Genomic DNA, 19,192 nt, shown 5'->3' on the forward strand with positions numbered 1-19,192 from the left:
GGGGGAAGTGGGAGGCGGAGGCGATCCGTTGGCGGTCTGCGCCAAGCGATCCGGCACGCGAGGAAGCAGAGAGACATCGATCGACCTCCGCACGTCGACGGAAGGTCTCCTCGGCGGCAGGGCACGACCAATACCCCGCCGCACAAGTGGAGATGCGGTCTAGACCAACACACTCAGGCTATGACCGCTTCGGCGAGCATGTCCATACCAATGGCGCTCGAAAGACGGCCGTTCGGTGGTCAGCTGAAGGGATCCAGCGTGATGGTGGCCTGTTGCGGGTTCCCGTCGTGGACCAGCGACTCGTGGTTGCCGACATCGTCGAAGGCGAAGGCGTACGCCTTGCCGTCGGCCATCTGCGCGTGAATCGTGCGGGCGTAGTGGTTGGTCACCGCGTCCTGATAGAAGCCCGCGGAACCGGCGTCCGGCTGGTGGGAATTGGTCAGCAGCGTGGACCGGTTGAAACCGGCGCACAGCGTGCGGGAGATCGGGCCACGCACCAGGTCGTTCGGCGCGTCCAGCAGCTTGTAGCAGCCGAAGATGCTGTCCGCGTCAGGCTTCTGGAAGGAAGTGACGACCGCTCCGGAGCTGTTGGTGAAGTTCATGACGTTGCCGGAGACCCGGCCGTGGTACGTGGTGTTCGGCTGGTCGGCGAACGGCGTCACCGTCAGGGTCTGGCCGGCGTACTTGCTCCACACCCGGTCGATGTAGTCACTCATGACGGATGCGGGCAGGGCACCGGACTCGATCCCGTGGCCAGGGGCGAGGGCACGCAGGATCGTGCCGTCGGAGCGGGTCTGGATCAATCCGGCCCAGCCTCCCGGCTGCTGTTTGAGGGCGCTGAAGACTCCGTTGTAGCCACCCGGCTTGAGGTGCCCCGTACTCGTGGTCGTTCCGTCCGCGCGTTGGACGCCGACCGCGTAGGGAGCCGAGAACATGTCGACCTGCGTGCTGTTGAGCCACAGACCGGCATCGTTGAGCGTGTACTCCGACCAGTTGAAGAGGATGTTCCTGTTGGGGTCGCTCGGATTCTGCACCGCCGGCTGCACAAGGCCGCCCGTGGTCAGCTTGAAGACGAGCTTCTGGCCGTAGGAGAAGTAGATGCGGCCGGAGAACTTCGGCATGCGGATGGTCAGGGAGCTGCCGTTGGCCGACCCCGCGATCGACGCGTCGGGGGCGGGAGTCGGCGGATTGCCGCCCGCCGGCCAGGGGTGGAACGTACCGTTCGCATCCGCCCAGCCCTGCTGCCCCGTGGCGAGCAGGGTGCCGATGTTGTAGACGTAAATCTGCTCACTGCGACCGGAATTGTTGGTGAACCGGAGCGGGATGGTCGCGGGCACCGCCGCCTCGTCGGCTGCCACGGTCCGGGGCGTGGCCGCCTCGGCGGGGGCGGCTGCCACCATTCCCGCGGCGAAGATCACCGCGGCGGCCAGGGATCTGAGCACTTTGGGTAAGGCCGGCACATCGTCCTCCTCATCGGTCGAACTCACCAGGGCTGGAGCGTGCGGCGCGGATCCTTGGGCGCGGGGAGGCGCGGGGAGGCGCGGGGCGGACGCGGCGCGAGCGGGCCGGCCGACGAGAGCAAGTACGCGCCCGCACGCCCACGCCGTATGAGAGCGCTCTCATACATGCGTCCTCAGAATCACCCCCCGCGATGAGACCGTCAAGAGAAAGCACGGAACGCACCAACTCAGCGTGTAGGGCGTGTACTTCACGGCACCATCCGGTCCAGTCGGCGCTCCGCACCCCTCTCCCCCGCGACCTCCACCACCCGGGAGTGTCGTCCCCGCCCGTGACCGCATCCGGCGTCGTCGACACCACCCGCGCGTTCCACGACGCCGCGCCCGCCGAGTACGACGCACACTTCAGCGACGGGCCGGCACCGAGGTCTCTTGACCGGGCGATGCTCTCGGCATTCGCCGGACTCGTACGGGACGCCGGGGCGGACCGGTTGCCGATATCGGGTGCTGGGCCTGCCGGAGGCACCCTCAACGGTGTCCGCGCCTGGCACCTCCTCATCCACACCCCGAAGGAACGGCATCCCCGCGTCTGTGCCGAGTTGGCCCGGGTGCCGACTCCGGGCGGCCATCTGCTGGTCGCGTTCCAGGTCGGCGACGCCCCGCTGCACCTCTCGGAGCCAAGGGGCCGCCCCGTATCGCTCGACTTCCACCGGCAGCAGCCGGCCCAAATCGCAGAGCTGATGCGGCAGGCAGGGCTCACCATGATCGCCCAGCTGCTGCGCGAGCCCATCGAGGGCATCGAGACGACCCCGCAGACATTTCTGCCGGCCCGAAAGGCGGACGGTGCCGCTCGAATCCGATCCTGCACGGCCGCGCGACCCAGCCGGGGGCTCTGTGCGAGAGTGACCCGATGAAGACGATCGGGCTGCTCGGTGGCATGAGTTGGGAGTCCACGGCGGAGTACTACCGGCTGCTGAACCAGCTGACGCGGGAGCGCTTGGGCGGGCTCCACTCCGCGAAGTGTGTCCTGTACTCGGTGGACTTCGCGGAGATCGAGCAGCTGCAGGTCGCGGGGCGCTGGGACGAGGCCGCCGGGATACTCGCCGAGGCGGCCACGTCCCTGGAAGCCGCGGGCGCGGACATGCTGCTGCTCTGCACCAACACCATGCACAAGGTCGCCGATCCGGTGGCCGCCTCGGTGGGCATCCCGCTGCTGCACCTCGCCGACACCACCGCGGACGCCGTGCGCGCGGAAGGCCTGCGCCGCGTCGGCCTGCTGGGCACCGCGTTCACCATGGAACAGGATTTCTATCGCGGCCGTCTGGAGTCCCACGCTCTCGACGTGCTCGTCCCGGACGCCACCGGGCGCGACACCGTCCACCGGGTGATCTACGAAGAACTCTGTCGTGGCATTGTCCGCGAGGAGTCCCGGCAGGCGTACACGACCGTCATCAGGGATCTTGTCGCTGCGGGCGCCGAAGGCATCGTCCTGGGCTGCACCGAGATCGAGCTGCTCGTCCGGCCGCAGGACAGTCCCGTCCCCGTCTTCCCGACCACCAGACTGCATGCCGAGGCAGCCGTGAGCCGGGCGCTCGCCGACCTCTGACAGCCCGCTCACCACCGCGTTCCGCGCATTGAAGGGCACGCCAACTGTCGTAACGCCACAGTTCCTTGGGTCCGGACGGGCTCCGGAGATCCGGCGGGTACCCTGACGTCGTGTCGCGTAGCGAGTTGGAACGACTGGCAAGAATCCGGATGCAGGTGACCGGTGAGTCGCTCGAACGCGCCCTGGCCGCACTCATGGGACAGACCGCCGGGTCCGACCCTGAGACGGAGGATGACGCTCCGCAGTCCGAGGATGTCCCGCAGCACGAAGACACCGCGCGCCTGGAGGACGTCTCACTGTGCGAAGACGTCCAGACGCCAGCTGAGGACGTTCGGAAGCCGGCCGAGGACATCCCGGCGCCTGCCCAGGAACAGGACCAGGACCGCCCGACGCCGGGCGGGGGGCGAAAGCGGCCGTCACGGTCGCATCTGCGCGGCCTCTAGCCCAGGCGGGCGAGCACGGGATCGAGCGCGGCGGCCGAGCTACGCGGCGAATGCCGTCGAGCGACGCGCCGAGTCACGGCTACGTCGACTGAGGGCGTCCCACGCACCGCGTCGCCCACAAGGCCCGTGCCTCGCGGCCGTGCGCTCCCTCGCAGCAATACGGGTCGTGCTCAGGTGCTGCTCACGGCCGCCGCCGAGGGAAGGAGTGGTGCGACGCTCGCTCACGAGCGGCGGTGCTTGCGGGTGCCGGAATCCGTACTCGGCACCGGGGAGCCTTCCGCTGGGGCCTCGTCGAAGTCCGGGGCCTGGAAGGGATTCGTAGATGGAGTGGGCGACCCGGTGGTGGCCGGGACGGGCGCCGGTTCCGGCGAGGAGAACGGTGTGTTCGCGTCGATGGGACGGCTCCTTTCTGCAGGGTTTCGAGGGCAGGACATGCCTCAAGGGCCGGGCCGGGGGGAGGGATCTTGCCTGCTCTCCTCGGCCGTGGCCCGGCCGTCCTAGAGGTTGGTCAGCTTGGCGTACGGGCTGGTGATCCGCTCCTGCATCGAGCCGAAATCGACGATGACCGCGATCCCTTCCTCGACGCCGGTTACCCGGCCGAGGCCGTACACATCGTGGGTGACCCGGTTTCCTATGGCGAAGCTCTTCAGAGGCGGCGCAGCCGGGGCTTTGAAGGGGCTGGTGGGCAGAGGGCGCTTGGTTACCGCTGGCTTTGTCATTGGGACCAGTATGCGCCTGTCGGAGCCTCCTGTGAGCCCGTGCACTGCATGAACCTCGTCCATGGGCGCATTTGCCGCTCCTGGACGCGCACCTCCCTGTGCCCGAAAAGGGCCGATTTCGACGCATCCGACGTCGGGTGTACTCCGCTGATGGACGCTCCCCACGCGGCCCGCAGTCTTGCAGTTGATCTCCAGGATTTGCCGGCAACGATCCACGGGAGCCGCTTTCCGTCGGCTCCGGAGAGGGTGGACCCAAAAAGGCGGACCGCGTTGGTTCTCCCGTGTCTGCCGGCCCTGGGGCGTGTGTGCAAAGCCCCGCCCTCCGCCCACAGGGCGGGGTCCGCGGCGTCTGGTGCGTGCGATCGCAGGACGGAGGGGCGCCCTCGTAGTGGGTCTACGTGGGTGATCCCCACGACGCAGCGAGGTGCGTGCCAGGCGTCGCGGGCCAGGCAGGACCTTGCGGACATGCTCCAGGTCAATACATCTAGGGAGTGAGGGGACGCGCCAGGAGAGGCGTCCTGAGCACCTGGTGCCCGCCACTCGCCAGCATGCGCACCTCGGCCCGGTCGCTGATCTCCGCGCGAACGATCCCCGAATCATCTTCGTAGACGGGATACCCGCCCGCGCCCGCCTTGTCCGTACGCCGGACGATCACCACATCGTCTTCCACGGCGGGGGCTTGAAATATCAATTCGTAGCTTTCCGGGTATTCCATCGGGGCCTCCCGACATGGCTCTGCGCAGGCCCGCCGCGCCGCTCCCCTGCGGTCGCCACACGCCGCTGTACCTCGGTGTTTCCATCGTCCCGCACGCCCGCCCTTGCCGCCTCATATGCACGAGATACGGGAGAAGCGGCGCGCCATGCCCGACCTGAGAGCGGCACCCGGACCGGTGCAGACCGGCGCGGAACCAGCACTTCGAAGGGCGCTCGGACGGGCAGGCCGGTCCTGACGAGCCGTGACGGGTACATGCCCTCCCGGTGATCCAGACGGGCGCGGGAGATGCAGCGGATGGGGCCGCGTTGAGGTGCGCCCCGCCCCCGTGCGCTGTCACAGGGGCGGGGCAGGTCCGAGAAGCGCCAGCAGCTCGGATAGTGACAACGCCACGGTACGGGCGACCACTGACATCGACCGGGCGAACGGCAGGCCAGGAGACCGAAGATGGCACTAACTCGGCGTGTACCAGGAGGTGTTGATGCGCGCAGGGCATGCGGGCGGGGCCCTCTCCCCGCGTCGAAAGCGGGCCGCCATGCCCGCCTCGGTACGGGCGACAACACCACCCGAATGAGGTAACCGATGTACGGCACTCTCCTCACCGGCCTCGATGTCCTTCCCGCCTTCGCGCCGGTTGCGTACGCTCCCTGTCCGCCGAACGAAGAGCAGAAGCAGACAGCAGCCGATCAACAGGCGAAGGACGGTGTTGCGGAGTGACGGTGGCGAATGAACATGGTGAGGCCGACAGACCTGGGTTCTCGCTCGCCTCTGTGGTGCTGGACTGCCCGGACGCGCATGCGCTCGCCGGCTTCTACAGGCAGCTGCTGGGCTGGGAGGTGAAATACAGCGAACCGGACTGGGTGGTGCTCAGAGGCCCGGCCGGTGGCACCGGGCTCTCCTTCCAAGCCGAGGCAGGCTATGCGCCGCCTGTTTGGCCGGAAGAGGTCAAGGCCCAGCAGAAGATGCTGCATCTCGACATTCGCGTCGACGATCTCGACGAGGCCGGCGCGTATGCCGTCTCGCTCGGCGCGACGGAGGCACAGCACCAGCCCCAGGACGACGTCCGCGTGCTCTTCGACCCGGCGGGACATCCGTTCTGCTTGTTCCTTCAGTGAGGGCATTCCTTCAGTGAGGCTGCTCCTTCAATGCGGTGGGCGCGGCGGCTGACGATCTGCCGTCCCGAACGCGGAGCGTGTGGGACTGACCACATGCGGGCAGCGCCGCGCGGTGAAGTCCTCTACGATCCGGGCTGGTCAGGGAGTTGGGGCGGCCGACGGGGACGTCGGCTGAAGGAGTAAAGGCCGCACGAGGCGACGCACGAGGCACTGAGTTGTCAGCGGCTGCCACTAGCATGTTTCGCATGCCCTTAAGCCCTTCTTCCCCTAAGGATGTGTCCGTGCCTGCCTCCGAGGCCAACGAATCGATCCGCCGATTTGTGCGAGCCCGGCGTGATCTGGCGTGGACGCCTCAGGACATGGCGGAGTACGCCGGGCTGCTGGAGGTCTGGACTCTTGCCGTCCGCGCCGAGGTCGTCGAGGCAGCCTGACCGTACGTAGCGGCAGGCGGTAGCGACAGACGGAGGACACGGCTACCACGGCAGATACGGCTCCCGGCCGGCCTGCGGGTTTGCAGGCGGCCACAGGCCGGCGCGGGTCGGCTGACCTGCGGCTTTCCGAACCGGGATGAACGGCCGCCGGACGGTAGCCGGCCGGGGCAGACGCGACGGATGGCCGGCCCCGCGGTAGCCGTAGCCGGATCTGCAGAGCGTGAGACGGCGGGACGGACCGCGCCCCGGCTCCGAATTCGCCCCGTACGAATGATCGAGACGGCAGTAGCCGCGGACATCGAGACCGGCTCGGCTCGGCTCGGCTCCCGAGCCCGACACCATGTCGTCCGAATTCCGCCAGCGCCCCGACCCTCCGTCCCGCAGGCTGAAAACGCCACGCGACGACGGCCTACCGGCCGCAACCGGCCGCAACCGGCCGCAACCGGCCGGAATCAGCGCGCACACCGCGCCCACTCCCCCGCCGCCCCGCGCCTCCGCCGACGGAAGCACCAATGATCACCAATGCCGCAGCGAACGCGCTACCGCTACCACCGGACACGACCTCTCCACTCCTCCCACCAGCAACGGCGACCGCTTATGGCACGCTGCCCTGCCCCGTCCCCCACACCGACGAGGAACTCGGCGCCCTGCTCGGCCTGTTGACCGCTCCTGGCCCGCGCCCGCGTACCCGCGCCCGTATCCGCACGGTGGTCGTGGGGCACAGCCGTGACGCCGCGTCGCGATCCGCCGCGACCGCCTTCGTCGAGGCGTGGCGCTCGGCCGACCTCCCGGTCCTCGCCGTGGCCCACTGGCCCGAGCGTGCCGCGTCCTGGCTTCGTGCGGCCCAACGGTTCACCGCCGAAGAACCCGATGCCTGGGTCGTCGCGGCGGCACCGCTCGGATGGGCGCAGATGAGCCGCCGCCTGCGCCGGAGCACCGGCTGGGACCCGGCCCGCACCTACGGCTTCGCGTCTCTAGCCGACTCCCGTCTTCCCGCGCTCACCGGTCCGGGGACCCTCCACGGCATGCGCGGGGCCACGGCGGAGGGCGGGGCGTGGACTGTGGACGGCCGATGGGTCTCCCGGCGCCTGCCGTCCAGCCCGTAGAGCCCGGGAGTGGGCGGTCGTGGCACGCTGAACAGGAAGACCCCCAGCACGGGCGCGGCACCGCGGCGCCGTGCAGGGGCGCGGGCGCCCAGGGAGAGACGCGAAGGTGCGCCCCAGCGCAGGCAGGGGGCAGGTCGAGAGCAGAGTCGAGGAGCAGATGACCACGCCACTTCCCGGATTCGAGGACTTCGGGCGGCTCGACGGCTCCACGAGCCGATCCACCCAGGCCGAATCCGGCTCCCCAGGCGCCGACCTGTCCGACACCCGCTCGCATGGCGAAGCCCGCCCCCTCGACGCAACGGCCGAGCGGGACCGCACCCGGCGGCTCATCGCCCCCGGCGCCGTCCACGTCCCCGGCTGGCTGACCCTCGCCCAGCAGCGCGAGCTGGTCACCGCATGCCGTGACTGGGCGCGCGGCCCCGCGCCGATCCGGCACACCAAGCTTCCCAGGGGCGGCGTGATGTCCGTCCAGACGGTGTGTATCGGGTGGCACTGGCAGCCGTACGCGTACACCCGCACCGCCGACGACGTGAACGGCGCGCGGGTCGCGCAATTCCCTGACTGGATGGTGGCGTTGGGGCGAAAGGCCCTGGTCGCGGCGTACGAGGACGCATCCGCGGGCGACGATTACACACCGGACACCGCACTGATCAATTTCTACGACGAGCAGGCGAAGCTCGGTATGCACCAGGACAAGGAAGAGCGGTCCGGCGCCCCGGTCGTCTCGCTCAGCATCGGCGACACCTGCGTCTTCCGCTTCGGCAACACCGAGACCCGGACCAAGCCGTACACCGACATCGAGCTGGCCTCGGGCGATCTGTTCGTCTTCGGCGGCCCGTCCCGCTTCGCCTACCACGGCGTGCCCAAAGTCCGCCCCGGCACCTGCGACCCCGCCTCCGGCCTGAACAGCGGCCGTCTCAACATCACCATGCGGGTCACGGGACTCAGCTGATCGTGCCGGTGCCGCGGAGCTGGCTTTGTCCACAGGTCTGCCCGCTTCCGCCGCTGGCGAGGCAGACTGGAGTCATGTGCCGCAGCATCAAGACGCTCCGTCCGCCCGCCACCCCCGAGGTCACCGACGAGGACATCCGGGCCGCGGCCTTGCAGTACGTCCGCAAGGTCTCCGGGTTCCGCGCGCCGGCCGCACACAACCGCGAGGTGTTCGACAACGCCGTGAACGCGGTCGCGGCTGCCACGCAGGACCTCCTCGACGGCCTCCAGATCCGCGGCTCCGCCGCCCGTCGACCGGCCGACCACCCACCGCACGCCCACCAGCACTGACCACACCGCCCGACCGCCCGATCAACGCAGCTTCCGCGCGCGCAGCACCTCAGCGCCGCGTCGCTCTCACCAATCGAGCAGCGCCTGCACCGGAAGGTGATCACTCGGGAACTGCCCGTTCTCGGAGAAGGTGTTGATCGAGGCGCGGCGCGTGCGCACCGCCGGCGAGGTGAGAATCCAGTCGATCCGGTCCCCGTCCGGAACCAACGGCTTGTACCCGTGAAAGGTGGCATACAGCGCGCTGCGCGTCTCGGCGCTGTCCCAGCTGTCGACGAGGCCGCCCTTGAGCATCGCGTCGTACACAGGGTTCTTGTGCGCCGCCACGTTGAAGTCCCCCGTGACGATCCGCGGCGCGGACGGGTCCAGAGCCCCCAGCCGTTCCTTGATCAACGCGGCGGAGCGCTCACGCGAGTACTGGTTGAGGTGGTCGAGGTGAGTGTTGAGGGCGTAGAACTCCCGGCCGGTTCGCAGCTCCTGGAAGCGGACCCAGGTGGCCATCCGTACGACGGTGTTTCCCCAGGTGGACGACCCGATCAGATAGGGCGTGTCGGAGAGCCAGAAGTGGTCGTACTCGACAGGCGTGAGGCGGCGGACGTCATAGAAGACTGCCGCGAACTCGTCGCGGCTCCCGCCGCCCCGCCCCGTGCCCACCCAGTCGTAGCGCGGCCCCAGGTCGGCCGCGATGTCCCGTAGCTGCCCGTAGAGGCCCTCCTGCGTGCCGAGCAGGTGGGGTGCCTCGCGACGCAGCAGCGTGCGCATCACGGGCCGGCGCTCGCCCCAGGAGTTCGGCCGGGTATCAGCGGCGTACCGCAGGTTGAAGCTCATCACCCGCAGTCCCGGCTCGTGATCGGCAGCCTCCGCCGTGCCGGAGCCGTACGCCATGACCGGCGCGGCGACGGCGCTCGCAGCCGCCGCGCGCAATGCGGAACGTCTACTGAACGGCGCCGTCGCGGGCGCCGAATCCTGCGAGCGGACCGGGGAAGCGGAAGCGGAGACTTCGTTCAGCGCGGAAGCGGAAGCGGTCACAGCGACTCCAGGGGTCCGTTGCGCCGGCAGAGGCCGACAGCGACTGACTGCAGAGTCTCGGACTCCACGATGAGCGGGAAGTAGCCTTCGGGACACGGCAGTTGAAACGCACGACTGCCGCCGGCCACTCCCCGGCCCGCTCGATCCCGGCTACCGGTCGCTGGCCGGCCCCTGCCAGTCTGCGTGCCGGATACGGGAGAGCTCCCGTACCTCGCCGATGGTGCCCCACTCGTCCTTGCCCAGTCGTGACAGGGGCTTCAGCCGGGAAATCTCCGGATGCCCGTCGACCATCACGTCCTCCGACACGACCGCGTGCACCACCCGTCCGAACACGACGGTGGAGTCCCCGATCCGGATCGTGCTGTGCACCTCGCACTCCAACGCCACCGGCGAAGCCGCGACGCGCAGCGGCTTGACCCGCAGACCGGGCTCGGAGGCGATGCCCACCGACTCGAACTCACTCACCCCGTGCGGGAAATCGGTGGCACTGTCATTGATCTGCTCGAAGAGACCCTCCGGGGCGAGGTTCACCACGAACTCGCCGGTCGCCTCGATGTTCCGCAAGGTGTCCTTGCGCCCGACGGAGCTGAACTGCACCACCGGCGGCGCCACGCTGGCAATGGTGAAGAAGGAGTGCGGGGCGAGGTTGTGCGTCCCGTCCGCCGACATGGTCGACACCCAGGCGATCGGCCGCGGCACCACCGTCGCGGTCAGCAGCCGGTAGAACTCGTTGCGGGGCATGGCAGCGGGATCAAAGTCAATGCGCATGGTGATCAGTATCCACACGGGCGACCGCGGACCTCGCAGCGGACCCGCGGCCCGCGCCCTCCGAGCGCAACGGAAAGCGCCTGGCATCGAGGCCGCCGCGAACCGCCGTCGCCGGGAGAGAGCGAGGGCGCCGCGGCTGGCGGCAGCCCTGCCGTGTCGTGACCGGCGGTCGGTAAATTTGCGTTGATACGGCTAACGACTTGTGGGAGCACATCGAGCCGCTGCCGCCGGTCGTCCCGCGTGATCCGCGGCGTCCGGGTCGTAAGCGTCTGGATAAACGAAAGGTGCTGTGCGGGATCCTGTTCGTGCTGTACACCGGGATCCGCCGGGAATTTCTCATCGTCGCGGCGTACGGCATCACGCTCGCCGCGATCGCCACCGGCGGCAACCGCAACGAGTCACCCGGAGCACGCACTCGTAGCAGTCGGGCCCGCGCTCCTCACATCCGGGATCTCAGCACGTCGACCTCACACCCCGGCGCGAACGGGTCGAAGCCGTGGTCGATCAGCCAGCGGACTGCCAGCAGGCTTCGCAACGACCACCACGCGTGGATCACGTCGAGGTCGATGTCGGTGCCGTATCCGGCGGTGACGTCGTCGAGGTGCTCCTCGTGTCCGAGCGTGAGGGTGGCGAGGTCGTACAGGGCATCGCCCTGGCCCGCCTCGGACCAGTCGATGATGCCCGTGACCTCGTCACCGTCGACGAAGACGTGCGCGATCTGCAGGTCACCGTGCGTGAACGCCGGAGTCCACGGCCGGAGCGCGGCCTCGGCGATCTGGCGATTGCGGGTGACCAGGTCGGCGGGCAGGAGACCGTTCGTCACGAGCAGCTCGCACTCGTCGTCGAGTTCAGCGGCCAGCGCGACGATGCTCCGGCCGGCCCGGCCCGGCCGGAGCGGCAGCGGCGCGTCGTGCAGCTTGCGGATGGCGGCGCCCGCCGCCGCCCAGGCCGCAGGGGACGCGGTCGACGGCTCGCCGAGGCGACCGAGCGCCGTCCCCGGGATGGCGGCGATCGCGAGCACGGGCGGCTTGCGCCACAGGACCTCTGGGGTCGGGACCGGCGCCAGGGCCATCGCATCGACCTCGACGTCGATGCGCGCCTGATCGGCGTCCACCTTCAAAAACACGTCGCCGACGCGCAGGGTCGCGCGCTCGGAATGGGCGACGACGACCTTGACCTCATCCATGGCGGCCAGTATCCCGAGATGAACCGTCGACGTCGCCGGATTTATCGCGTGCGATGGCGCGGCTGACCACGTCGCGCCACTCAGTGGCCTCGGGCACGACACCGACCGCCGACCAGGTCGAGCCCACCACTTTTGTCTGGAGTCCTAACCGGTCGCGCGCCCTTTGACGCCGTCGTGGAGCTGCGCGTTTTTCCAACGCCCGCTCCGCCGCATCCATTCAGCGTTCTACAAGTCCCCACGCCCCGCGCCCAGCGGAACTTGTCGGAACGCACGGCAGTCATGGTCCAGCCAGCAGGTTGCTGTCGTGCATCCGAAGTGTTGTCGGGATCAAGGGGCGGGTTCGTAGCTGAACCATTCGGTGCGGACGGTGCCGCGGGTGGCGAGCAGTCCGGCGAGGCGGCCGGTGAAGCCGCCTGTGACCTCGGTGGACAGGTATCGGCCGTCCAGTTCGGCGAGGAGGGTGCGGTGTCCTTGCGTTTCGGCGATCAGTTGGACGCGGTCCGGGCCGCTGGAGGTGATTCTCTCGATCGCTTCCACCGGTATCGAGGCGACGCCGTGTCCGCTGTCGTCCGCCTCCAGATCGATGACCGGTGTGGCGGTCACCTGGATTTCCAGGACGGCGCTGTCCGTGGGACAGGGGACACTGCGCAGACGCTGGGCGAGCGGGCCGATGCGGGCATCGACGTGAACCTGCCCGTCTTCGATGACGAGCGCGTACAGGTGCCGGTCATCCATGCGCAGGGCCAGTCCACCGCTGCCGCGGGAGGCGTCGACGGCTGCTCGGACGGTGCATGACGGGTGCTGCTGGCGTCGGCCGATGAAGACGGGAGGTTCGGTGGCGGGGCGGGCGTGCAAGGTCAGCCGTCCCGGCCTCTCGGTGACGTTGACGTTGCGGTGGGCGGTAAGACCGGGGGCGACCCACTGCGGGCGGAGCGCAGGTGTGGCGAAGTCGTCGTACCAGAGCGGGGCGGCCGCGCTGGTGGGGCCGGTGGGGGCGCCGATGACGGGCCAGCCGTCGTCGGTCCAGGTGACGGGGGCGAGGAAGGTCTCGCGGCCCAGGGTGTGCCAGGAGGGAAAGGCGCCCCGGGGGCGGACCCCGAGGTGGACCATCCACCAGCTGGCGTCGGGGGCTTCGACAAGGTCGGCATGGCCGGTGTTCTGGACCGGGTTATTGGTGCCTCGGTGGGTGAGGACGGGGTTGTTCGGGTGGGGCTCGAAGGGGCCCTGGGGGCTGGTGGAACGGGCGACGGAGACTGCGTGGCCGGGGCCGGTGCCTCCTTCGGCGAGCACCAGGTACCACCATGGGCCACGGCGGTGGAGGTGGGGGCCTTCGGGGAAGGACCCGCCGGTGCCGGAATAGAGGGTGCGGGGGACGTCCTGGCTGTCGCCGGTGATCGGGTCGATGCGGATCTGGTGGATGCCGGCCCAGGTGCAGTAGCAGGTGCCGTCGTCGTCCCAGGCAAGGTCGGGGTCGATCCCGGTGACACCGGGAACCGGAACGGGGTCCGACCAGGGGCCGGCCGCATCGGGGCTGGTGAACAGGAACGTGCCACCACCGCCGAGGACGGTCGTGATCAGGTGGAAGAGGCCGTTGTGGTGGCGCAGGGTGGGAGCGAAGACCCCGGCGGAGGGCGGAAGACGGTCGGGCAGCTCGACTTGGCCCGGCCGGGTGAGCACGTTGCCGATGAGGGTCCAGTGGTGCAGGTCGGTGCTGTGGTGGATGGGTATGCCGGGGAAGTACTCGAAGCTGGAGGTGGCGAGGTAGTAGTCGTCGCCGACGCGGCAAATGCTGGGGTCCGGGTGGAAGCCGCCGATGGCGGGCTGCGTATGGGTGTGCATGAAGTGGTCTGTTTCTGTCGGTGACCTCATGTGGTCCGGGCGTGGAGACCGGGATCCGAGGAAGGGAACAGGGGCCGGGGGCCGTCGGACCGGCCTTGTGCTGGTGGCGGACCGGGAAGCGTGGGCAGCGGGCCGCCCGTCACTCAGGAAGTCGGCCGGTGCGGGCGATGCTGCCGAGCCACTGAGCACTGGGCTTGGGAGTGCGGGCGAAGGTCTGGCGGTCGACGGCCACCAGGCCGAAGGTCGGTTTGTAGCCGGCGACCCATTCGAAGTTGTCCAGTAGCGACCAGTGGATGTAGCCGCGGACGTCGATGCCGGAGGCCATGGTTGCTCGCAGGCCCTGGAGGGCGGTGCGGGTGTAGTCGATGCGGCGGGTGTCGTCGGCGGTGGCGATGCCGTTCTCGGTCACCAGGATCGGGGTGCCGCCGGTGGTCTGCCAGGTGTGGCGTACGGCCTGTTCGAGGGCCTGGGGGTAGTACTCCCAGTCGGTCAGGGTCTGCTCGGCGCTCTTCGGGACGGGAAGGGGGCCGTCGGGGCCGATGACAGTGCGCGTGTATGCCTGTACGCCGATGAAGTCGTCGTCCTTGGCGGCCTCGATGAAGAAGTCCTCCCGCTCATGAGACCAGGCGGCGGCCGCCTCCTCACCACCCGGTGCGGCCTGGACGACCTGACTGGCGATCGTCCAGCCTGCCTCGATCCCGGACTGGCCGCGCAGGATGTCCATGGCGCGGGCGTGTGCGGCGATCAGAGCGTCGGCGGTCGGGCGGTGGGGCGCGGGCATGACGCCGGTGAAGGGGGGCTGTTCGCCTGAGGGCAGATGGAGTTGCGCGGTCATCGCGGCGAGGTTGGGCTCGTTGATGGTGCATACGTAGGGGACGCCCTCGGCCAGGATGGGCAGGACCATCTCGCAGTAGCGGGCGAAGCGGTCGGCGGAGCCAGGTCCTGCCCAGCCGCCGGCGGCGGTCATCCAGCGCGGCACGGTGAAGTGCTGCAGGGTGACGACAGGGGTCAGCCCGCGTTCGCGGCAGCCTGCGACCATGCGCCGGTAGTGGTCCAGGGCGACGCGGGAGACTTCACCGGGTTCGGGTTCGATACGGCTCCATTCCAAGGAGAAGCGGTAGGTGTTGAGGCCGAGACCGGCGACGATGTCCAGGTCCTCCTCCCAGCGGTGCCAGCTGTCGCAGGCGTCCCCGCTGGGCTCGGAGAAGAAGGTGTCCGGGCGGTGTTCCATCTCCCAGAAGTCGTTGTTGACGTTGCCGCCCTCGACCTGGTGGGAAGCGGTCGCTGCGCCCCAGAGGAAGCCGTGGGGGAAGGCGCTGTTCATGCGGTGATCCTCATCGTTTCGAAGGTGGTCGGGCTGTAGGTCGCCCGAGCCGCGGGGTCGCGGATTCGTTCAGGAGGCGTGGTTCGGCGCGGCTGTCGTTTCGGCGGCGTATCGCAGCCCGTGGCCGAGGGCATAGAGCGGATCCGGGCTCTCCTGCGGGACGTCGGGGCGGCCTGCGGCCACCTCGGTCATGGACCGGGGAAGTTGGAAGGGCAGCGTGCCCCGGGGGGCGGCCCGGCCGAACAGGACATCGAGCAGCGCCCGGTCGCCGGCACCGTAGGCGGCGAGCAGGGCGGCGCAGCGCTCGGCGATTTCCGGGATGACAGCGGGTCGTTCGAGGTGGAGGGTGACGACGGTGGGCACCGTGTCGAGCAGGGTGAGGATCTGCTTGAGGCGGTGGTGGTCGAAGTCGAGCCGGCCGGCGTGGAAGAAGGATTCGAAAAGGCCCGGGCGAGGCTCGTAGGGGGTGTTCAGGCGCAGCACCGCGAGGTCGGCCTCGGTCGGGTCGTCGACGAGGTCGGCGTGTTCGGCGGCCACGGCCGGGTCGACGCCTTCCACGTACAGCCGGGGGCGTCCGGTCAGCGGGAGTATGTCGTCCCGGTTTTCCAGCAGGGTCAGCGAGCGGCGCTGGGCGGCTTCGCCGGCGGTGCGGAAGTCGGCGCGGCCGACGGTCTCTTCGGCGACGTCCGGATCGACGTAGCGGCGGTCGTCGAAGAGACCGAGACGGAATTTCTCGGCCAGCAGGCGGGTGGCGGACACGTCGAGCCGGGATTCCGTCAGCAGTCCGTCGCGGACCAGAGCGGTGATCAGCTCGGGGCATGCCTCGCCGCCGATCTGGTCGGCGCCGGCGTGCAGCACCCTCAACGCCCGCTCGCCTGGCGTGAGGTGTTCCACGCCCCAGGCGCGGGCTGCGTGCGTCTCGCCCATGATCGGGCCGTCGGTGAGCAGTCCCCAGTCGGTGCAGACGATGCCGTCGAAGCCCAGTTTCTCGCGCAACAGCCCCGTGATGATGCTGTGGTTGAAGCCGAAGCCGACCTCTTCGTACTCGGTGCCGACCGGCATGCCGTAATACGGCATCACCTGAGTGGCCCCGGCTGCGAGGGCCGCCTCGAACGGCTTGAGGTGGTAGTCGAAGAAACCACCCGGGTAGACCTGCTCCCTTCCGTAGGGGAAGTGCGGGTCCTCGCCGTCCTTCTGCGGGCCGCCGCCGGGGAAGTGCTTGACCATCGCGGCCACGCTGTCCGGGCCGAGTTGCTCGCCCGCCCCCCGAAGGCCCTCGATGTACGCGGCGGCCATGCGGGAGGTCAAGTCGGCGTCCTCACCGAAGGTGCCCGAGATGCGGGCCCAACGCGGTTCGGTGGCCAGGTCGATCTGCGGGTGCAGGGCGACACGCAGGCCGACGGCCACGTACTCGCGGCGCACGGTGTCGCCGTACTGGCGCACCAGGTCGAGATCGTCGGTGGCCGCCAGGCCCAGGGTTTCGGGCCACTGGGAGAAGGGGCCGGCCATCATGGCGGTGCCCGGGTTGTCGGTGAATGCGTGGCGCGGGTCCGTGGACAGAGTTACGGGGATGCCCAGGCGGGTGGCTGCGGCCTGCTCCTGGAGGCGGTTGTGGAGCTCGGCCATCTGACGGGGTGTCCCGGCGCCCAGAAGGTTGAAGTGCGACATGAGCTGACGGGACATCATCTGCTCGGCGGTGAGACCGACGGGTGCGGGGTTCGCTCCGATACCTATCGCGTGGTGGAACAGCAGTCCCGCCTTCTCTTCCAGCGTCATCCGGGGCAACAGGTCGGCCACCCGTTCTTGGACGCTGCGGTCGGGGTCCTGGTAGGGATGCTTCACTGCTGCTCCTCGGTGGTGCGGTGAGGGGTGTGGAAGGTGTGGGTGCCCGGCCCGGCCCGGGTCGGCTCGGCGCCCGGCAGATCGACGGTGGCCTCGACGCCGGGTGGGACGGTGACGTTGACGGTGAGTTGTTCTTCGTGCAGGTGCCACGCCACTTCGGCCCGGCCGTACGGTGTCTCGTGCGCTGCCTTGGCCCAGGTGAGGCCGCCGCCGGGACGGGGCCTGACGAGCAGGTGGCGGTAGCCGGGGGCGGCCGGCGCGAGACCCGCGACAGTGCGGTGCAGCCAGTCGGCGATCGCGCCGAGTGCGTAGTGGTTGAAGGAGGTCATCTCTCCGGGGTTGACCCTGCCGTCGGGGAGCAGGCTGTCCCAGCGCTCCCAGATGGTGGTGGCGCCCATGTCCACCTGGTAGAGCCACGAGGGGTGGGAGCGCTCCAGCAGCAGCCGGTACGCGGTTTCGGTGTGGCCGGTGGTGGTGAGCGCGTCGCACACCAGAGGGGTGCCGAGGAAGCCGGTCCCGATCCGGTGGCCACGCTCGGCCACCAGGGCGGCCAGCCTGCTCCCGGCCTCGGCTCGCTCGGCGCCGTCCTGGAGCAGGTCGAAGCCGAGGGCGAGGGCGTAGGAGGTCTGGGTCTCCTCGGCCAGGCGACCGCCGCCGGTGTGGAAACGGGCGCGGAAGGCTTGCCGCACGGCATCGCTGAGAGCGTGGTAGCGCGCGGCATCGTCCTCCTCCCCCAGCACCTCGGCGCTGCAGGCCAGCAGGCGGGCCGAGCGTGCGAAGTAGGCGGTGGCAACGAGCCGGGCGGAGGTTGTCGCCCCGCCGGGGTCGGTGGGGGATGCGGTGGGGTCGAGCCAGTCACCGAACTGGAAGCCCTCGCCCCACACATGTCCGCGGCCCGCGATCCGGTCGACGGCGTCCACCCAGGCGCGCATGGACGGGTACTGGGCGCGCAGCACCTGGATATCACCGTAGCGCTCGTACAGGACCCACGGGACGATGACGGCGGCGTCGCACCAGCCGGTCATCGCAGGATTGCCGGGAGGCATCGGAACGGGGATGTTCACCGGGATGGCGGGGCTGATCACCGGCGGGATGCCGTCCGGGTCGTCACTCTGGTCGGCGGCCAGGTCGCTCAGCCAGGAGCGCAGGAAGTCCTTGGTGTCGTAGAGGAACGTGGCGGTGGGGGCGAAGACCTGGATGTCGCCGCTCCAGCCGAGGCGTTCGTCGCGCTGGGGGCAGTCGGTGGGAACGTCCAGGAAGTTGCCCCGCATCCCCCACACCACGTTCTCGTGCAGTCGGTTCAGGGACGGGTCGGAAGACTCGAACCAGCCCGTCCGTCGAAGGTCGCTGTGCAGGACAACAGCGGTGACGTCACCAGGAACGAGTTCGCCGGGCCAGTTGTCGATTTCGGCGTAGCGAAAGCCGTGAAAGGTGAAACGGGGCTCCCACTGCTCACCGTCGGTGTCGCCGCGCAGGGTGTAGCGGTCAATGGCCGTGGCGCCGCGCAGCGGACGTACGCACAGTTCACCGTCCTCCAGCACCTCAGCATGCCGCAGCGTCACCGTGCGGCCCGCTTCACCACGTACGCGGATGCGGAGTCTGCCGACCAGGTTCTGTCCGAAATCCACGATGGTGCGGCCGGTGGGCAAGGTGGTGACGGCCACCGGAGGGAGGAACTCGATGCGCCGTACCGGAGGACTGTCGGCCGGGAAGAGCGCTGAGGTGTCGAAGTCCAGCGTGCGCACCGGCTGCCAGTGGATGTCGTCGTAGTCCGGTTCGCACCAGCCCGGCAGTTCCCGGCGCGCGTCGTGGACCTCCCCCTCGTACAGGCCGGCGGCGGTGACCGGCCCGGCCGCGGCGCGCCAGTCGGGACCGGTCGTCACCGTCTGGCAGCTGCCGTCGGTGTATTCGATCCGCAGCTCGGCGAGCAGCCCGGTGTGCGGTCCGTAGATGTCGCGGTTGCCGCCGTTGAATCCGAGCAGGCCCCGGTACCAGCCGTCCGCGAGGTAGGCGCCCCAGGCGTTGGCACCGGGCTGCAACAGCGTGGTGACGTCGAAGGATTGGTAGCGGTGGCGGTGGTGATAGCTGGTCCAGCCGGGCGCCAGGACATGGTCCCCGACGACGGCGCCGTTGATGTGCATCTCGTACACCCCCAGGGCGGTGACCCGCAGTTCCGCCTGTCGCACCCGGCTGCCGATGGTGAACACGTCACGCAGCAGCGCAGCTGGGCGGCCCGCGGGACCGGGCTGCTCTTCACGCCAGGCGGGGGTGATGACCTCTGCGGTCCAGTTGTGCGGCATGTCTGTCTTTCGCGGTACCGGCCGGTGAGGCCGTCGG

General features: G+C 69.5%; 18 protein-coding genes and 1 pseudogene. 9 read left to right on the top strand and 10 right to left on the bottom strand.

From position 1 onward, the window contains the following. Window positions 1-239 precede the first annotated feature (239 nt). Window positions 240-1,400 carry a glycoside hydrolase family 64 protein gene (locus ACGFZW_RS33385; protein WP_393897090.1) on the bottom strand — a complete coding sequence of 387 codons (1,161 nt, stop codon included), beginning with the start codon at window positions 1,398-1,400 and terminating at the stop codon, window positions 240-242. Between the two features lie 389 nt (window positions 1,401-1,789). On the opposite strand from ACGFZW_RS33385, the gene ACGFZW_RS33390 reads away from it, so the two are divergent. From ACGFZW_RS33390 to ACGFZW_RS33400, 3 genes are all read left to right on the top strand, one after another. Further along, window positions 1,790-2,371: an SAM-dependent methyltransferase gene (locus ACGFZW_RS33390; protein ID WP_393897050.1), complete on the top strand. Its 582-nt coding sequence runs from the start codon at window positions 1,790-1,792 to the stop codon at window positions 2,369-2,371. Then, complete coding sequence (locus ACGFZW_RS33395) at window positions 2,368-3,063, top strand: aspartate/glutamate racemase family protein (protein ID WP_393897051.1); 696 nt, start codon at window positions 2,368-2,370, stop codon at window positions 3,061-3,063. The genes ACGFZW_RS33390 and ACGFZW_RS33395 overlap by 4 nt, the downstream gene beginning before the upstream one ends. Window positions 3,064-3,173: 110 nt before the next feature. Continuing rightward, entirely contained in the window at window positions 3,174-3,506 is a 333-nt protein-coding gene (locus ACGFZW_RS33400) for a hypothetical protein (protein WP_393897052.1), read from the top strand. A 497-nt stretch (window positions 3,507-4,003) separates the two neighbouring features. Here the strand turns inward: ACGFZW_RS33400 and ACGFZW_RS33405 are convergent, their stop codons facing one another. Together ACGFZW_RS33405 and ACGFZW_RS33410 are read right to left on the bottom strand one after the other, a co-directional pair. After that, the gene (locus ACGFZW_RS33405) at window positions 4,004-4,225 is read right to left on the bottom strand and encodes a hypothetical protein (RefSeq protein WP_393897053.1); all 222 of its coding nucleotides are present in this window, start codon (window positions 4,223-4,225) and stop codon (window positions 4,004-4,006) included. A gap of 484 nt (window positions 4,226-4,709) precedes the next feature. Continuing rightward, window positions 4,710-4,940: a DUF6296 family protein gene (locus ACGFZW_RS33410; RefSeq protein ID WP_393897054.1), complete on the bottom strand. Its 231-nt coding sequence runs from the start codon at window positions 4,938-4,940 to the stop codon at window positions 4,710-4,712. 710 nt (window positions 4,941-5,650) lie between these two features. On the opposite strand from ACGFZW_RS33410, the gene ACGFZW_RS33415 reads away from it, so the two are divergent. From ACGFZW_RS33415 to ACGFZW_RS33435, 5 genes are all read left to right on the top strand, one after another. Next, a complete protein-coding gene (locus ACGFZW_RS33415; protein ID WP_393897055.1) occupies window positions 5,651-6,052 on the top strand; it encodes a VOC family protein in 402 nt (133 codons plus the stop codon). A gap of 281 nt (window positions 6,053-6,333) precedes the next feature. Continuing rightward, a complete protein-coding gene (locus ACGFZW_RS33420; RefSeq protein WP_393897056.1) occupies window positions 6,334-6,483 on the top strand; it encodes a hypothetical protein in 150 nt (49 codons plus the stop codon). Window positions 6,484-6,995: 512 nt separating this feature from the next. Then, window positions 6,996-7,589: a hypothetical protein gene (locus tag ACGFZW_RS33425; protein WP_393897057.1), complete on the top strand. Its 594-nt coding sequence runs from the start codon at window positions 6,996-6,998 to the stop codon at window positions 7,587-7,589. 157 nt (window positions 7,590-7,746) lie between these two features. Then, the gene (locus ACGFZW_RS33430; protein ID WP_393897058.1) at window positions 7,747-8,541 is read left to right on the top strand and encodes an alpha-ketoglutarate-dependent dioxygenase AlkB family protein; all 795 of its coding nucleotides are present in this window, start codon (window positions 7,747-7,749) and stop codon (window positions 8,539-8,541) included. A gap of 74 nt (window positions 8,542-8,615) precedes the next feature. Continuing rightward, complete coding sequence (locus tag ACGFZW_RS33435) at window positions 8,616-8,870, top strand: DUF2277 domain-containing protein (RefSeq protein ID WP_393897059.1); 255 nt, start codon at window positions 8,616-8,618, stop codon at window positions 8,868-8,870. 66 nt (window positions 8,871-8,936) lie between these two features. On the opposite strand, the gene ACGFZW_RS33440 is transcribed toward ACGFZW_RS33435, so the two are convergent. Together ACGFZW_RS33440 and ACGFZW_RS33445 are read right to left on the bottom strand one after the other, a co-directional pair. Beyond that, complete coding sequence (locus tag ACGFZW_RS33440) at window positions 8,937-9,752, bottom strand: endonuclease/exonuclease/phosphatase family protein (RefSeq protein ID WP_393897091.1); 816 nt, start codon at window positions 9,750-9,752, stop codon at window positions 8,937-8,939. Between the two features lie 294 nt (window positions 9,753-10,046). After that, entirely contained in the window at window positions 10,047-10,664 is a 618-nt protein-coding gene (locus tag ACGFZW_RS33445; RefSeq protein WP_393897060.1) for a flavin reductase family protein, read from the bottom strand. Window positions 10,665-10,840: 176 nt separating this feature from the next. Between ACGFZW_RS33445 and ACGFZW_RS33450 the strand changes: the two are divergent. Then, window positions 10,841-11,002 (top strand): annotated as a pseudogene (locus ACGFZW_RS33450) (transposase); the annotation flags it as partial. 101 nt (window positions 11,003-11,103) lie between these two features. Here ACGFZW_RS33450 and ACGFZW_RS33455 read toward each other — a convergent pair. From ACGFZW_RS33455 to ACGFZW_RS33475, 5 genes are all read right to left on the bottom strand, one after another. Then, a complete protein-coding gene (locus ACGFZW_RS33455) occupies window positions 11,104-11,850 on the bottom strand; it encodes a phosphotransferase family protein (RefSeq protein ID WP_393897061.1) in 747 nt (248 codons plus the stop codon). 327 nt (window positions 11,851-12,177) lie between these two features. Then, a complete protein-coding gene (locus tag ACGFZW_RS33460; RefSeq protein WP_393897062.1) occupies window positions 12,178-13,689 on the bottom strand; it encodes a glycoside hydrolase family 43 protein in 1,512 nt (503 codons plus the stop codon). Between the two features lie 139 nt (window positions 13,690-13,828). Beyond that, complete coding sequence (locus ACGFZW_RS33465) at window positions 13,829-15,013, bottom strand: glycoside hydrolase family 1 protein (protein ID WP_393897063.1); 1,185 nt, start codon at window positions 15,011-15,013, stop codon at window positions 13,829-13,831. A gap of 69 nt (window positions 15,014-15,082) precedes the next feature. Continuing rightward, entirely contained in the window at window positions 15,083-16,855 is a 1,773-nt protein-coding gene (locus ACGFZW_RS33470; RefSeq protein ID WP_393897064.1) for a glycoside hydrolase family 3 N-terminal domain-containing protein, read from the bottom strand. Next, window positions 16,852-19,155 (bottom strand): family 78 glycoside hydrolase catalytic domain, encoded by a 2,304-nt coding sequence (locus tag ACGFZW_RS33475; protein ID WP_393897065.1) that lies wholly within the window; start codon window positions 19,153-19,155, stop codon window positions 16,852-16,854. Before ACGFZW_RS33475 ends, ACGFZW_RS33470 begins: the two co-directional genes overlap by 4 nt. Window positions 19,156-19,192 lie beyond the last annotated feature (37 nt).

It is taken from the genome of Streptomyces sp. NPDC048248 (assembly GCF_043201875.1).
Taxonomy (GTDB): domain Bacteria; phylum Actinomycetota; class Actinomycetes; order Streptomycetales; family Streptomycetaceae; genus Streptomyces.